This is a genomic window from Streptomyces sp. WMMB 714, assembly GCF_900090125.1.
In the GTDB taxonomy this organism is placed as follows: domain Bacteria; phylum Actinomycetota; class Actinomycetes; order Streptomycetales; family Streptomycetaceae; genus Streptomyces; species Streptomyces daqingensis.
In genome coordinates, this window is the sequence record NZ_FMHJ01000004.1 from 1 (window position 1) to 14,218 (window position 14,218).

The window sequence follows — 14,218 nt, forward strand, 5'->3', positions numbered from 1 at the left end:
GGCATTTCCTCGTTGTTCTTTACCGTGTTTTGGTGACGGTTCGAACTTGAGATCATTACAAGACTCCAGACCCAGCGGGTCGATCCAGGCGAGAGGGTTGTGGACGTACCCGTGGTGGTTGTCGGCGGGGTCGAGGCCGAGGGGGTCGGGGGCAAGGTACCGGGCGGTTTCGGGGTCGTAGTAGCGCTGGTTGTTGTAGTGGAGGCCGCTTTCGTCGTCTGCGTACTGGCCTGGGTAGCGCAGGGGGCAGTCGATACCACCGGAGCCAGTCGGACTGGCGAGGGGTGCGCCCCAGAGCGTGGTGCGTTGTTGCCAGGCGATGTCCCCGTCGGGGGTGAGGAGTTCGGTGGGGGTCCCGACGAAGTCCGTGATGATGGCGTGGAAGCGGACGTCGTAGTCGGCCTGGGTGGTGGTCTGGGTCAGCGGCCGGTGGGTGCCGGGGCTGTAGTCCCAGGTCGTGGTGGTTCCGTCCGCGGCGGCTTGCTCGGCGAGGCGGGTGCCGTCCCAGGTGAAGCGGACGGTTTCTGCATGTTGCCCGGCTTCGGAGAGGCAGTATTTTGCGATGCGGCGACCGGTGGGGTCGTAGGTGTATCGCCAGCGTGTGCCGTCGGGGGTGGTCGTCGCGGTCAGGCGGTCTTCGCTGTTCCAGCTGTAAGTCCAGGTGCGTTTCTGTCCGTTGAGAAGGCGCCGGGTGCGGCGGATGAGCCGCCCTCTCCGCGTACGCCGAGGCGACCTCGACGCCTGGCTCGCCCGTTGCGAAGAGCACGCCCGCTACTGACCGGTCTTGCGGGGGCCGCCACGGCGGCCCCCGCTGAAGGGGACTCCATGTTCACGTATGACATCAAGATCTGGGCCATCCGGTCGCGAGACGCTGCCCACCAGGTGCGTTGGCGGGCGGGGAGCAAAGAGTTCGCGGAGACATTCCGGGTCAAGGCGTCGGCGGAGGGCCGACGTGCGGGGTTGCTGCTCGCGCAGCGCGACGGCCAGCAGTTCGACACGGACACCGACCTGCCCCGGTCCGAGTTGAGCAACCGACGTAAGACAGAGACGTGATACGCGCACACTCTCGCGTATGTGGTCATGAAGTGGCCGACCGCCTCGGCCAAGCACCGCGCTGGGATCGCGGATGCCCTCGCAACGATCACGCCCGCACTCGTCCGTGACAGGCGAGGGGCTCCAACTCCCAAGGTCCTTCGCAGGGCCTTGTCTTCGTGGGCCTACCAACTGCGCTCGGACGGGAAAGGGATTGCTGAGGCACCGCTTCGAGGCCGAAGACGCTCCCGAAGAGATCGCCGAAGCACTCGCCTGGATCACCCGGCGTTCGATCCCTCTCACAGACCTCGACAGCCCCGAGTGGCTCCGGAGCGCACTGGCCGCCCTTGAACTCAGAACGGACGGAACCAAAGCTGCCGAGAACACCGTCAACCGGAAGTACCCCGTCTTCAGCAACGCCCTGCGGTACGCGGTGGAACGGGAGTTCCTCGACAAGCTGCCGCTGTACAGGTCGACTGGAAGGCACCGAAGGCGGAGGACGAGATCGACTTCCGCTACGTCCCCGGACCGGTGATGTCAGGCAAGCTCCTGGCGGCCGTCGGCCATCAGGGCGTTCACGGTCGCCACCTCAAGGCGTTCTTCGGCTGCATCTACTACGCCGCGATGCGCCCGGCGAAGTGCGAGGAACCAAGGAATCGGACTGCACCCTGCCGACTCACGGCTGGGGTGAACTACTCCTGGACAACAGCACACCGAGCGTGGGCTCCGGCTGGACCGACAGCGGAAAGTGCTACGACGCCCGCGGGTTCAAGAAGCGCGCACGCAAGTCCGTCCGAGCGGTCCCCATCCCGCCGGTCCTGGTGCGCATGCTCCGGTCCCACCTGGACGAGTTCGGCACCGGCCCGGACGGCCACCCGTTTCAAGCGTCGCGAGGTGGCTTGCTGCGGTCCAACGAGTACCCGGAGATCTGGCTCGCCGCGCGGGTCGCCGTCCTGAGCAAGGAGGAGGCGGCCACACCTCTCGCCCGGACGCCATACTCGCTCCGGCACGCAGGAGTCTCTCTGTGGCTCAACTCCGGCGTGTCACCAGCGGAAGTGGCCGGTCGAGCCGGCCACAGCATCACCGTCCTGTTCCGCTTCTACGCCAAGGCCATCCACGGCCAGGAGCAACAGACCAATGAACGGATCGAGCGTGCCCTCGACGGACGGCAGAACAGGGGCAGAGGTAGCGCTATTGGAGAAGGAGTCCGGGAGGCCCACAGACCGGGCGTCCCGGACTCTCAACTGCAGACAAGTGGTTGGGTCGCTCTCTGATCTGAAAAGTAGGCTCACTGCCCACAGGGGTTCGAGAGATCTTGGGGTGGTTGATGAGGACCACCGACCATGGATTGGACGAGTGCTGCCAGCACGTCAGCGCGTTGAGTCTCGTCAAGTTCGGTATCAGCAATAAGACGTTCTGCGGCGAGAAACCGGGACATTTCGAGCGGCTGGTCGAAGTAGGAACGTAGGTGTGCGGCCGACGCCTCCTGGGAGCGGACGAAGGTACGACTCACGAATCCGGCCAATGCTGCGGACACCGCACCGAGTCCACCGATAACGATGCTTCCGGCTGTCGTGCTCGCGTTGAGCGCCACGAACACGAAGGCAACGAGGAGCACGAAGCCAAGCCCGCTAGCCACCTGGGCGTTGCGAAACGACCTGTGGGCTTGCCCCGTGGCGATGCTGTGGTAGTGGTCGAGGCGGGCGTGCGTAGTGGCCCACAGCTCCGGGAGAGCCAGACGGGTTGACGGCGCCGTAGACGACAGACCTCTGTCCGCCGTATCAGAGCTGTCTGCTTGCCCTTCCCCACGAACCCCACCAGTGGCCTGGTCATGAATCACCAAGTTTCCGCCAGCTTCAACAATCACCTGGTGACGGGCGCCGCGCAACGCTTCCTCAAGCGCTTGTTCGGCTTCGGCGAGACGCTGCTGACTAGCCCTGGCGGTCTCGCGCTCTCTTCGATGGGCGCCATAGAAGAGAGACGCTGACATCACCGCTCCCGCGCATCCGGTCAACGCTCCCAGTACAGCGGCGAAGTCAGGGGAAGGGTCGTATCCCGGACGCACCAATCCCAGCCACGTACCCATTGCCGCGATGACGATGACCCCCGTCCCAGCAACAACGACCTGCCTGCTTATGCGCCTGGTGTGGTCCGGATTCCCCATAGCCGAACAGCATGCCGAATGGCCCCGGGCATCAGCCATCGATTCCACGCCGATGATCCTTCGGATTCCGACATCCCGCCGACGACCCGCGACCCAAGCAGACCGATCAGCTGATCCGGTTGTTGAGATCCGCGGACAGGGGCACGCGGCTCGGGCAGATCGCAATCCCATTCCGGGGCCGGAGCTGCACCGACCAAGCCATAAGCCCGCAATCTCTGTCCGTGGCCTGTCCGTGGAGACTGATCCCGAGTGAAACACGGTGAGACAGGTTGAGACACGAAGGGGCGCCCGGCTTCCCGGGCGCCCCTTCTGACGTGCGCGTTTGCCACCTGGCGGAGGCGGTGGGATTTGAACCCACGGTGAGGGGTTACCTCACGACGGTTTTCAAGACCGTTCCCTTCGGCCGCTCGGGCACACCTCCTCGCGCCGCCCCCGCAGGGGCAGCGCGAGGGCAAGCCTAGCGAATGGCCGGGGCGGTCACTGATCGCCCTTGCGGGATCCGAGGGTCACGTCGGTCGTGGCTTCCTTGCCGTCCCGCTCGTAGGTGATCTTGACCTTCTCGCCGGGCTTGTGCGTCCAGATCGTGCCGATGAGCGTGGGTCCGCTGTCGATCGTGGTGTCGTCGAGCTTGGTGATGACGTCGCCGGGCTTGAGGCCTGCCTTGTCCGCCGGCCCGTCCTTGGTGACCGCGTCCTGGTCGCCCTCGCCCCTGTCGGCGATGACGGCGCCGCCGCCCTTCTGGTCCATGGTGACAGTGGCGCCGATGACCGGGTAGACGGGCGTGCCCGTCTTGATCAGCTGGGTGGCCACGCGCTTCGCCTGGTTCACGGGGATCGCGAAGCCGAGGCCGATGCTGCCGGACTGCCCCTGGCCGAGGCCTCCCTCGCCGCCGGCCGACTGGATGGCCGAGTTGACGCCGATGACCGCGCCCTGGGCGTTGAGCAGGGGCCCGCCCGAGTTGCCGGGGTTGATCGAGGCGTCGGTCTGCAGGGCGTTCATGTAGGACGCGTTGCTGCCCTGCCCGTCGCTGGAGGCCACCGGGCGGTTCTTGGCGCTGACGATGCCCGTCGTCACGGTGCCGGAGAGGCCGAACGGCGCGCCGATAGCGATGGTGGCGTCGCCGACCTGTACGTCGTTGCTCCTGCCGAGCGGCAGCGGCCGGAGCTTGCGCTCGTCGGCGTCCTTGAGCTTGATGACCGCGACGTCGTACCCCTGCGCCTTTCCGACGACTTCGGCTTCGTACTTCTTGCCGTCCGAGAAGGTCGCGGAGAGCCCGCCGCCGTCGCCGCCGCTGGCGACGACGTGGTTGTTGGTCAGGATGTGGCCCTGCTTGTCGAAGACGAAGCCGGTGCCGGTGCCTTCCTCGCCGCCGCCGCTGGTCTCGATCGTCACGACGCTGGGCAGTGTCTTGGCGGCTATACCGGCGACGGACTTGGGGGAGCGGTTGAGCGCTTCGGGGTCGGAGCCGGAGGTGATCGTCGTGGAGCTGTCGTCTCCGCTTTCCGCCGCCCAGAAGCCGATGCCGCCTCCGATGCCGCCGGCGACCAGCGCGGCCACGAGGACGGCTGCGAGCAGTCCGCCCGACAGCCGCTTTCCGCCGGGCGGGGGCCCCGGAGGCGCCGGCGGCGCTCCCCACGGGTACTGCGGGCCCGCGGGCCCCTCGGGGCCGCCGCCCGCACCGTGGCCGCCCGCACCGTGGCCGCCCGCGCCGGGACCGCCGTACGGGGTGTGACCCCACGGGCCGCCGTGCGAGGTCTGGCCGCCGTGTTCCGGGCCGCCGGAGGACCCCGGGTCGCCGAAGGCTCCTGTCGGCTGCTGCTGGTGCCCCGCCGCCATGGGCGGCTGCTCCGGCCGATGCGGGGGCTGCGGGGGCTGAGCGGCCAGAGGCTGCGGTTCCGGCTGGTGCCCCGGCTGAGGGGGCTCGACGGCACCGAACTGCACAGTGTCCCCGGAGGAGGGCGGTGTGGTCTCCGGCTTGCTCATGCTGGGCCCCTGGGAGTCGGTGGCTTCGGGTGCGGGGGCGCCGTCGCGCGCCGCCGTCTTCGGCACCGTGGGGGACGTGGGGTTCGGCCCCGCCGCCGGCGTGGTGGCAGCGCCCTCGTTCTCGGTGCTCACAGGTTTCTCCTCATCAGCTACACGCCATCACAGACCGGGCGTTCGCGTATTCGGATGTCCTAGGACAGCCTTTCCCATGGTGCGTCAGGCGGACGTAAACCGCCGCCCGGCCGGAACGGAGGAACCTTTACTTCCGGCATAGCAGGGCATATACGACGCGTCCGCGGCAGGCCCACGGCAGCCTCCCCGTCCGCCGGTGGCACGATAACCCGGTGAGCTCCGAGATCCGCTCCGGGTCGCGCCTCTCCCCCGCGAGCCCGCTGTCCGTCATCGCGCACCGCGGCGCGTCCGAGGCCGCACCGGAGCACACCCTTGCGGCGTACCGCAGAGCGATCGACGAGGGGGCTGACGCCCTCGAGTGCGACGTGCGGCTCACTGCCGACGGCCATCTCGTCTGTGTACACGACCGCAGGGTCAACCGCACCTCCAACGGCCGCGGAGCGGTGTCCGCCCTGGAGCTCGCCGACCTCGCCGCCCTCGACTTCGGCTCGTGGAAGAAGGAGGGCCCCGACGAGGACCCGTACGAGTCGCCGGACCAGGAGGAGAGCGACCGCACCTCCGTCCTCACCCTGGAGCGCCTGCTCCAGCTGGTGGCGGACGCCCCGCGCCCCGTCGGACTCGCCATCGAGACCAAGCATCCGTCGCGGTGGGCGGGCCAGGTCGAGGTGCGGCTGCTGCAGCTGCTGGAGAAGTACCGGCCCGTGACACCCGTACGGGTCATGAGCTTCTCCGCGCGGTCGCTGCACCGCATACGGGCCGCCGCGCCGCACATCCCGACCGTCTACCTCATGAGCCTGCTCCTGCCCCGCCACCGTGACGGCCGGCTGCCTCCCGGGGTGGCGATCGCGGGCCCCAGCATCCGCATCCTGCGGGCCCACCCCGAGTACGTGGAGCGCGCGCACCGTCATGGGAACGAGGTGCACGTGTGGACTGTCAACGAGCCGGAGGACGTCGAGCTGTGCGTACGCCTCGGCGTCGACGCGGTGATCACAAACCGGCCACAGCAGGTACTGGCGCAACTTCGCTGAGAACGCCGCTTTTCCGCAGCCGTGTTAGATACGACACAACCGGCGCGGGCGCGAGGGCGCTTCAGGACCCCAATTCGCCCTGAAAACAAACCTCTTACCAGGAGTGCATCGAAGCATTCGTTCTGTATTCGATCCTTCCGAATGCGTCAAGCAGCGTTGCGTGGCCGGTTTCCGCCAGACGTTCCCGGGGCATCCATCGAATTGGCGTGGGGCAAAGGAGGTCTCGGGGGTGGCGTTGGTTATGGCACAGAACGTGCCTGCTTCGTCGACGATGGCTGTGCCTCACGGCCCCGCCGGCGTAGGGGCTGCGCGGCGCAGAATGCGCGCGGACCTGCTTGCGAGCGGGGCTGACGAGACGGTCGTCGACGACGCCGTACTGATCCTTTCCGAACTGCTCAGCAACGCGTGCCGGCATGCGCGGCCCCTGAGCCGCGACGAATCCGTACGAGCGGCCTGGAACCGTGACAGGCACGGCGAGTTGACCATTTCCGTGACGGACGGCGGCGGCCCCACACGGCCGTTGCCCGCCACTCCGTCGGTCAGCGCGCGGGGTGGCCGGGGCCTCGCCATCATCGGTGCCCTGGCGCGTGATTGGGGGGTCCGGGAGGAGTTCCACCAAATCCCGGGAGAAAGGCCCCAGCACGAGGACGGGACGGGCCGCGGAGTGACTGTCTGGGTCGTTCTCGCGGGCGACGGCGGCGGCATCGGTGAGGGCCTGGCGGACAGCCTGGCCCGGGATCTCGCGGCGGTGGAGGAGCTGCGCTGAACCGGTTGCCCAGGACGGTGCTCTCGAACCGGTGTTGTCGAACCGGTGCCGTCGGATGCGGCCGCCCGGCGTGCTCCCGCCGGCTGCCCCCGGGAGCGACGGACGACACGCGGGGCGCGAACTCGGGCGGGCCCAGCGGCTAGGCTCACGCCCACAGTTGGTGCGCGCGGCCGGGGCCGCCTGCCGCTGCGGGCCGTGACCGGCTGCCCGGCCGGCCCACCGGCCGGCTCTCAACGGCGCCGCGGCGCACCGCACTTCACGCATCGACCGCCGACCGACCCGACGCGATCCTCCTGACCACCCGATCGCAGAACCGGAGAACCGCACGCCATGGCCAAGAAGCGCCGCCCCCAGCCCAAGGCCGCCGCACCGCGCCCCGTCGACGGTGAGATCCCCGTCGTCGGCGCCCGTGAGCCCTGCCCCTGTGGTTCCGGACGCCGCTACAAGGCGTGCCACGGCCGTGCCGCGGCCCAGGCCGTGACAGAGCTCGTGCAGCGCCCCTTCGAGGGGCTGCCCGGCGAGGCGGACTGGGTGGCGCTGCGGGAGCTCGTTCCGGCCGCGACGGCGCAGTTGACGCTCAAGGGCGGGCTGCCGGAGGGCGTGCCGTCCGTGACGCTCGCGACGGTGCTGCCGATGGCCTGGCCCGCGCTGCGCCGCGACAACGGCGAGGTGCTCCTCGGCCTGCAGAACGACACCGCCACGGGCGACATCAGCCGCGACCTCGCGGACACGCTGAACCGCGCCTTCACCACCGCCCCCGGTTCGCCCGTGGACGCGGGCCGCGCGACCCCCGACGGGCCCCGGCTGCAGGACCTGCTGGACCTCGACGCGCCCTTCGCACCCGAGGTGCACACCGGCTTCGAGTTCTGGCTGGGCGAGGAGGGGGAGAACGCCTCGGGCGAGGTCGCCGCCTCGCTCGAGCGTGCCAACTCGGCGGCCATTCCTACGGCCCGGCTGACCGGGGCGGAGGGGGCGTACTGGTGCGAGACGCCCGAGAAGAACCACCTGCGCTGGGTCATGACGCACCCCGAGGAGAAGCTGCTCGACGCGCTGGCCCGCCTGCACGCCGCCGGCACCTCGTCGCTCGGCGACGACACCAGGCTCGTGGGCTCCTTCCGCGCGCACGGGCTGACGGTGCCTGTGTGGGACCTTCCCAGCGGCATGCGCGCCGGGGACTGCGAGAAGCCCGCGGCGTCGTTCGCGGAGCGGCTGGCGGAGGCTCTGGCCGCCGGGACGCCGCTCACCGCCGACGAACGGCGGGCCCGCAGCGGCCTCATGAACCGCCAGGTGACCCTGAGCTGAATCTGGAGCAGACCATTCCGCAGAGGCCGTACGGAGAAAGTGTGACCGTGACTCCCGTCACACCTGGCCGGTAACCGAGCATACTGGCAGGTAAATCAACGTCCGGATCTGCGCGATCGAATTTGCTAACGGCAGATCTCTTGTTACCTTTCTAGGAGCCCGGTCGCTGGTGCATCCCCCGTCGCCAGCGACCGGGTTCTTTCATGCCCGGATCCGGAGACGCACCTCCACCGTGCACCAACTCGCCTTTCAGGCTTGTGAGTTGCTCACGGAGCGGAGCAACAGCCGCTCCCCGTCGGGAGTTCCGATCTCCACCGTCGCCGAGTAGCGCCGGGCCCCGCCGGGCGCCCGCCCGTCCGCCTCCCGGACCCGCTCCCGCGGCGTCTCGCACATGCCCTCGCCGCCCCGGGACGGCAACGCGCAGTCGGCGCGCAGGGACGTGCCGTCGGGACGGGTGAGCGTGAGCGCTCCCCGGAGCTGGGATCCTGTGCCGTTCCGGTAGTACGCACGCGCCCACGCGTCCTCCCCGTCGGACAGAACGCAGGGCTGCGCGTGCAGCCCGCCTGCTGCGGCGAGTCCGGCCCCGCAGTACGAGGCGGAGCGCGCCCCGGGGACATTCCCCGCGGGCCCGCCACGGGCGCCTCCCGCGGCCCCGGTCTCCGAGCCTGACCGCTCGCCGCCCTCCGCGCCGGATTCCGTGAACCTCGTGATCTGCGGCGGCTCACCGCCGGCGGCACGGGACCAGCCGCCCCCTGCCGTGGCGGCCGCGATCGGCAACGCGGCAGCGAGCACCACGGTGCAGGCGAGGGCTACGAGAGGGAGGTGAGACGCACGGTTCTGCGGCTGCTGCAGAGGCATGAGGGAACCCATCCACGGCTCACTGAGGGGGGCGGAAGCGGGGCAGTGAGGGGAACATATCCGGCACACCGCGCCAACTCGGCGTCGACGACGCCCATTTCGCGTACAACCCGTGCCAGCTCCTACCCGTACGGGTGACGCGGCCGCGCATGCCTCATGCAGGCGCCCCGGAGGGCACTCCGGGGCGCGGTGCGGCCGGTGGCCGCCGGGATCAGAAGGTGAGGCTCGTGCCGGAGTCCGGCGCGGTCGTACTCGCCTCGACCAGGACGTCGAGGACGCGCTCCATGCGCGGCAGCCACGGCGCCGTGCACGGCAGCGCCCCGCGCTTGGCACGGCGCGCGGCGGCCCGTCCGGACCTGCGGGCGCCCGCCGCCTCGTCCGCGGCGACCGGTTCGCGTTCCCAGCGCACCCGGCCGGCGCCGGTGTGCGAGGGCGGGAGGGCGACATAGCCGCCCTCGCCGTGGAACCGGAGCGAACTGGGCACCCAGTCATGTGCGTACAGCTTCTCCCCCAGCTCCGCGAGGGCGTACGGCGCGACGAGCAGCGTGAACCGGGTCGGCGTCGCGACCACCGGCCCGATGCGCTCCCCGAGGCGGTCGAACTCGGCCAGCGCGCGGGCGCCGGCGATCGCGGGCAGGCTGAGCGCGGACGGGCCACGGCCGCCGGTGGCGAGGATCAGCGGCGCGGTGGGCCGGTTGGACCACCACCAGCCGACCATGCGGGCGTCCGTCGACGCGGCGAGCAGCACGGGGTCGAAGGGGTGTGCTCCCGGCACCGCGCAGTCGGGGTCGGGGCAGGAGCACATGGCGGCCTGCGGCTGTTTGGACTGGCGTGCGGTCGCGGCGGAGGCCGGATTCAGCGCTGCTCCGGGGAGTACCGGCCAGCCCCAGCAAGTCGCGTAGTGGAGCGCCGCGTTGCGCGGCGATGACCGGTTCATGCGTCGCCTTCCGAGGATCTCGCGCATGTGCGCTCGTTCCTTTCCGTAAACGCCAACAGATCGTCTCGACAGAGATCGTTCAGCCCATCACAACACGTCATTCACTGCTCACCGTGCGCCACATGGGGCGCATCTCGTCCCACGGCCGAGCCTGAACCTCGGCGGGTGCGGGCTCACGCGGGGTGCCCGCGCGCCGTGCCGCCTTCTGTGCTGGTGCCCTCGATAACGCTTGGTATTGCGCTCGTACTGGCCGTACCGGCCGTGCCTGTCCGCCGAGCCGGAGAGGGGAGGGGCAGCTGCCTCATATGACGCGCCGCCCCCTCGCCGGGTTCCGTTCCCGCGGCTGCCGAGTGGACCCTCCGGCCTGCGCTTCCCTCAACGGCGGGGAAGCGAGCGGGTGTGCGGGGTTGCTCCAGTCGACAGCAAATGCCGCCCCGCAGAGACGATTTTACGCCAACGTTCCACAACCTCCGCACGGGCCTGCGGAGTCAACATCGGCACGCGGACACCATTCGCAGTGCAGGGACAATGCTGGACATCCCGTTGTCGGTACGTGTACATCTGGTGCATTGCCAGCGGAGCAGCGTGCCATGGGGGTTTGCGATGCTATGCAGAGAGACTGTCCAGAGCGCGAGAACGCTCCCGTGAGCGCCCCGCAGCGGTCGAAAGTGGCCGGATTCAAACCCGTGATCTCCCCGCCGCCTCAGACTGCGCCCCCCGCTTCCGATGCGTCGGCGGAGCAGTTCGCCGCCATCCACGACCGGCTGGCCAGCTGGGTCACGGACCTGACCACCCTTCAGGAGCTCGCCGAACGGCTCTCGGCGACCGCCACCCTCGACGAGGCGCTCCGCGAGACGCTCCGCGCCGGGGCCACGCTCGTCGGCGCCCAGCGGGGCCTGCTGGCGCTCGAACCGGCCGACAGCGACAGTCCGGAACGCACCATCGGGCTGGGCCTCGGCCGCTCCGACATCGGCGAACTGGAGACGGTCCCGCGCAGCTCGTCCTCGTACGCGCGCATCCTCGACGGGCTGCCCGCGCCGGACGGCCAGGACGGCTCCCGCGGACTCGACATCGCCGACGACGGTCTGGGCCCGCACCCGGAAGCCGGCGGATACCCCGAGATCACCCACCCCGACATCGCCACCGACGACACCCTCGACCCGCGGCACCGCGAGGTCGCCGCCAGGCTCGGCTACGCCGCCAGCCACGCCACCCGCATCGCCACGGCCGACTCCCCGCGCATCGGTGCCGCGGTGTGGCTCTACGACGAGCCCGCCGAACCGACCCCCCGCCAGCGTCACCTGCTCGGTCTCTACCTCCGCTGCGCCAGCGAGCAGATCGCCCGGCACCTCGAACTGGCGACGGCCCGCGCCGACCTGAGCGCCCTGCACGAGGGGCTGCTGCCCAGCCGCCTCCCGCGCGTCCCCGGCGTCACGACCGCCGTCCGGCACCTGACGGGCAGAGGCGGCGGAGGCGACTGGTACGACGCGCTGCCGCTGCCCGACGCGGCGCTCGGGCTCACCGTCGGCGGCGTCACCGGCAGCGGCCCCGGCACGGTCGCGGCGATGGGCCGGCTGCGCGCCTCGCTGCGCGCGTACGCCGTGATGGAGGGCGAGGACCCGGTCGCCGTCCTCTCCGACCTCGAACTGCTGCTGCGGCTGACCGAGCCGGCACGCTCGGCCACAGCGCTCTTCGCCTACGTCGAACCGTCCGTGCGCCGCGTGCTGCTCGCCGGCGCAGGGCACTGCCCTCCGCTGATCATCGGCGAGCACCGCACCGAGTTCGTCGAGACGACTCTGTCCGCGCCGCTCGGCATGCTCGCCTGCTGGGAGGCGCCGAGCGTGGAGCTGACGCTGTACGAGGGCGAGACGCTGCTGCTCTACAGCGACGGGCTGCTGCACCGCACCGGCGAGGAGATGGACCGCGCGTTCGCCAGGCTGCACTCCGCCGCCTCCTGCGCGCCGCCTGCGGTCCGCGCCGATCCGGACGCGCTGCTCGACCACGTGCTGCGCACGGCGCTGCCCGAGGGGGACACCGGTCGGTCCGGCCGCGGTGGACTCGCCGGACGCCCTCGGGACTTCGGGCAGCACGACTCCGAGGACGTCGTGCTGCTGGCCGCGCGCTTCTGAACGTCCCGCAGGAGCCGGCCCCAGGCAGCCGCGGGGCGCGTCCGCCCCTCGTCCGTACCGTCCCGTGAGCCCCTGTGCGCCTTCCGCGCCCGGGGGCTCACGCACGCACGTACGCCCCTGTCACCGCCTCATGACCAGCTTCCGCGGGCCCGGGGGCGCCCATACGATGGAGGCGGTCGAACACCAGGAGGAGGCAGACGTGGCGGACCCCGCTGACGAGCAGCCCATCAAGCAGCGCAAGAACGGCCTGTACCCGGCCGTCTCCGACGAGCTGGCCGAGAACATGAAGACCGGCTGGGCCGACACCGAGCTGCGCGGGCTGGAGCCCGTCGCCCAGGCGGGCCACACCGCGGACCGGCGGGCCCGGCTCTCCGCGCGCTTCCCCGGCGAGCGCCTGGTGATCCCGGCGGGCAACCTCAAGACCCGCTCCAACGACACCGAGTACAGCTTCCGCGCCTCGGTGGAGTACGCCTACCTCACCGGCGACCAGACGGAGGACGGCGTCCTCGTCATGGAGCCCGACCCCGCGGGTGAGGGCCACGAGGCCACGCTCTACCTGCTGCCCCGCTCGAACCGCGAGAACGGCGAGTTCTGGCTCGACGGCCAGGGCGAGTTGTGGGTCGGCCGGCGCAACAGCCTCAGCGAGGCGCAGCAGCTGTACGGGGTGAGCTGCGCGGACGTCCGCACCGTCGCCGAGGAGCTGCGGGCCGCCACCGGCTCCGTGCGCGTGGTGCGCGGATACGACGCCGCAGTGGAACAGGCGCTCAGCGACAAGGTCACCGCGGAGCGCGACACGGAGCTCCAGGTCTTCCTCTCCGAGATGCGCCTGGTCAAGGACGACTTCGAAGTCGGCGAGCTGGCCAGGGCGTGCGAGTCGACCGTCCGCGGCTTCGAGGACGTCGTCAGGGTGCTGGACAAGGCGGAGGCCACCTCCGAGCGGTACATCGAGGGAACGTTCTTTCTCCGGGCCCGCGTCGAGGGCAACGACATCGGCTACGGCTCGATCTGCGCGGCCGGCCCGCACGCCACGACGCTCCACTGGGTGCGCAACGACGGCGCCGTCCGCTCCGGTGAGCTGCTGCTCCTCGACGCCGGTGTGGAGACGCACAGCCTCTACACGGCTGACGTGACCCGCACGCTGCCGATCAGCGGCCGCTTCACGGACCTTCAGCGGAAGATCTACGACGCTGTCCACGAGGCCCAGGAGGCGGGCATCGCGGCGGTCAAGCCCGGCGCGAAGTACCTCGACTTCCATCTCGCCGCCCAGCGCGTGCTGGCGGCCAAGCTCGTCGAGTGGGGCCTGCTGGACGGGCCCGTGGAGCGGGTCCTGGAACTGGGGCTCCAGCGCCGCTGGACTCTGCACGGCACGGGCCACATGCTGGGCATGGACGTCCACGACTGTGCGACCGCCCGCCGTGAGACGTACGCCGAGGGCACCCTGGAACCCGGGATGTGCCTCACCGTGGAGCCCGGGCTGTACTTCCAGCCCGATGATCTGACGGTCCCCGAGGAGTACCGGGGCATCGGTGTCCGCATCGAGGACGACATCCTCGTGACCGCGGACGGCAACCGCAATCTCTCCGCCGGACTGCCGCGCAGCAGCAGCGACGTGGAGGAATGGATGGCGGCTCTGCGCAGCTGACACGGCGGTCGGCGGCCGGTGAGCGGCCGGCCGCCGGCGTGTGCTGGGCGCCCGGACACCGGGTTGCAGCAAGGGCATTCCGGTACGTCCGGTTCCGGGGCTACTTTCGTCACATTGCCGTGCGGAATCAGTCACGGTGCATAACCTTGCCGAAACCCGGCATGCGAGTCCCGGTCAAGGAGAGAGCACACGGTGGTCACGCTTAGGTTCCGGCCCGGCTTGCTGGCGGCGCTGCCCTTTGTGTC

10 protein-coding genes, 1 tRNA gene and 2 pseudogenes are annotated in these 14,218 nt (G+C 70.3%); 7 read left to right on the top strand and 6 right to left on the bottom strand.

Annotated features, from left to right (window positions below; all coding sequences use genetic code 11):
• A pseudogene (locus tag H181DRAFT_RS30140) lies at window positions 1–711 on the bottom strand (RHS repeat-associated core domain-containing protein); the annotation flags it as partial.
• A 114-nt stretch (window positions 712–825) separates the two neighbouring features.
• Between H181DRAFT_RS30140 and H181DRAFT_RS30145 the strand changes: the two are divergent.
• Window positions 826–1,053, top strand: coding sequence for a hypothetical protein (locus H181DRAFT_RS30145; RefSeq protein WP_045863576.1), 228 nt, complete (start codon window positions 826–828; stop codon window positions 1,051–1,053).
• Window positions 1,054–1,670: 617 nt separating this feature from the next.
• On the top strand, window positions 1,671–2,306 hold the full coding sequence (locus H181DRAFT_RS30150) for a site-specific integrase (RefSeq protein ID WP_302622630.1): 636 nt from the start codon (window positions 1,671–1,673) through the stop codon (window positions 2,304–2,306).
• A gap of 14 nt (window positions 2,307–2,320) precedes the next feature.
• Here the strand turns inward: H181DRAFT_RS30150 and H181DRAFT_RS29135 are convergent, their stop codons facing one another.
• The 3 genes from H181DRAFT_RS29135 to H181DRAFT_RS07780 form a co-directional block, all read right to left on the bottom strand.
• A complete protein-coding gene (locus tag H181DRAFT_RS29135) occupies window positions 2,321–3,235 on the bottom strand; it encodes a hypothetical protein (RefSeq protein ID WP_254666773.1) in 915 nt (304 codons plus the stop codon).
• Window positions 3,236–3,526: 291 nt separating this feature from the next.
• Window positions 3,527–3,617, bottom strand: a tRNA-Ser gene (locus tag H181DRAFT_RS07775).
• 56 nt (window positions 3,618–3,673) lie between these two features.
• The gene (locus tag H181DRAFT_RS07780) at window positions 3,674–5,311 is read right to left on the bottom strand and encodes a S1C family serine protease (RefSeq protein WP_045863578.1); all 1,638 of its coding nucleotides are present in this window, start codon (window positions 5,309–5,311) and stop codon (window positions 3,674–3,676) included.
• A 212-nt stretch (window positions 5,312–5,523) separates the two neighbouring features.
• Here H181DRAFT_RS07780 and H181DRAFT_RS07785 point away from each other — a divergent pair, with 212 nt between their 5' ends.
• The 3 genes and pseudogenes from H181DRAFT_RS07785 to H181DRAFT_RS07795 all read left to right on the top strand — a co-directional run bounded on the left by H181DRAFT_RS07785 (window position 5,524) and on the right by H181DRAFT_RS07795 (window position 8,407).
• A complete protein-coding gene (locus H181DRAFT_RS07785) occupies window positions 5,524–6,339 on the top strand; it encodes a glycerophosphodiester phosphodiesterase family protein (protein ID WP_045863579.1) in 816 nt (271 codons plus the stop codon).
• A 141-nt stretch (window positions 6,340–6,480) separates the two neighbouring features.
• Window positions 6,481–6,970, top strand: a pseudogene (locus H181DRAFT_RS07790) (ATP-binding protein); the annotation flags it as partial.
• Between the two features lie 465 nt (window positions 6,971–7,435).
• Entirely contained in the window at window positions 7,436–8,407 is a 972-nt protein-coding gene (locus H181DRAFT_RS07795) for a DUF5926 family protein (RefSeq protein ID WP_045863581.1), read from the top strand.
• A 249-nt stretch (window positions 8,408–8,656) separates the two neighbouring features.
• Here H181DRAFT_RS07795 and H181DRAFT_RS07800 read toward each other — a convergent pair whose 3' ends face one another.
• Both H181DRAFT_RS07800 and H181DRAFT_RS07805 read right to left on the bottom strand, forming a co-directional pair.
• The gene (locus H181DRAFT_RS07800) at window positions 8,657–9,265 is read right to left on the bottom strand and encodes a hypothetical protein (protein WP_045863906.1); all 609 of its coding nucleotides are present in this window, start codon (window positions 9,263–9,265) and stop codon (window positions 8,657–8,659) included.
• A gap of 211 nt (window positions 9,266–9,476) precedes the next feature.
• On the bottom strand, window positions 9,477–10,229 hold the full coding sequence (locus H181DRAFT_RS07805; protein WP_045863582.1) for a bifunctional DNA primase/polymerase: 753 nt from the start codon (window positions 10,227–10,229) through the stop codon (window positions 9,477–9,479).
• 563 nt (window positions 10,230–10,792) lie between these two features.
• Between H181DRAFT_RS07805 and H181DRAFT_RS07810 the strand changes: the two genes are divergently transcribed.
• Together H181DRAFT_RS07810 and H181DRAFT_RS07815 are read left to right on the top strand one after the other, a co-directional pair.
• Window positions 10,793–12,331, top strand: coding sequence for a PP2C family protein-serine/threonine phosphatase (locus H181DRAFT_RS07810; RefSeq protein ID WP_078895587.1), 1,539 nt, complete (start codon window positions 10,793–10,795; stop codon window positions 12,329–12,331).
• A gap of 166 nt (window positions 12,332–12,497) precedes the next feature.
• Window positions 12,498–13,973 (top strand): aminopeptidase P family protein, encoded by a 1,476-nt coding sequence (locus tag H181DRAFT_RS07815; RefSeq protein ID WP_045863584.1) that lies wholly within the window; start codon window positions 12,498–12,500, stop codon window positions 13,971–13,973.
• Window positions 13,974–14,218: the final 245 nt, after the last annotated feature.

What these genes read in the sequence shown, in the direction of transcription:
- H181DRAFT_RS29135 (WP_254666773.1), bottom strand. Translation starts at nt 3,235, where the DNA reads ATGGCTGATGCCCGGGGCCATTCGGCATGCTGTTCGGCTATGGGGAAT.
- H181DRAFT_RS07810 (WP_078895587.1), top strand. Translation starts at nt 10,793, where the DNA reads ATGGGGGTTTGCGATGCTATGCAGAGAGACTGTCCAGAGCGCGAGAAC.
- H181DRAFT_RS07800 (WP_045863906.1), bottom strand. Translation starts at nt 9,265, where the DNA reads ATGCCTCTGCAGCAGCCGCAGAACCGTGCGTCTCACCTCCCTCTCGTA.
- H181DRAFT_RS07815 (WP_045863584.1), top strand. Translation starts at nt 12,498, where the DNA reads ATGGAGGCGGTCGAACACCAGGAGGAGGCAGACGTGGCGGACCCCGCT.
- H181DRAFT_RS30145 (WP_045863576.1), top strand. Translation starts at nt 826, where the DNA reads ATGTTCACGTATGACATCAAGATCTGGGCCATCCGGTCGCGAGACGCT.
- H181DRAFT_RS07805 (WP_045863582.1), bottom strand. Translation starts at nt 10,229, where the DNA reads ATGCGCGAGATCCTCGGAAGGCGACGCATGAACCGGTCATCGCCGCGC.
- H181DRAFT_RS07795 (WP_045863581.1), top strand. Translation starts at nt 7,436, where the DNA reads ATGGCCAAGAAGCGCCGCCCCCAGCCCAAGGCCGCCGCACCGCGCCCC.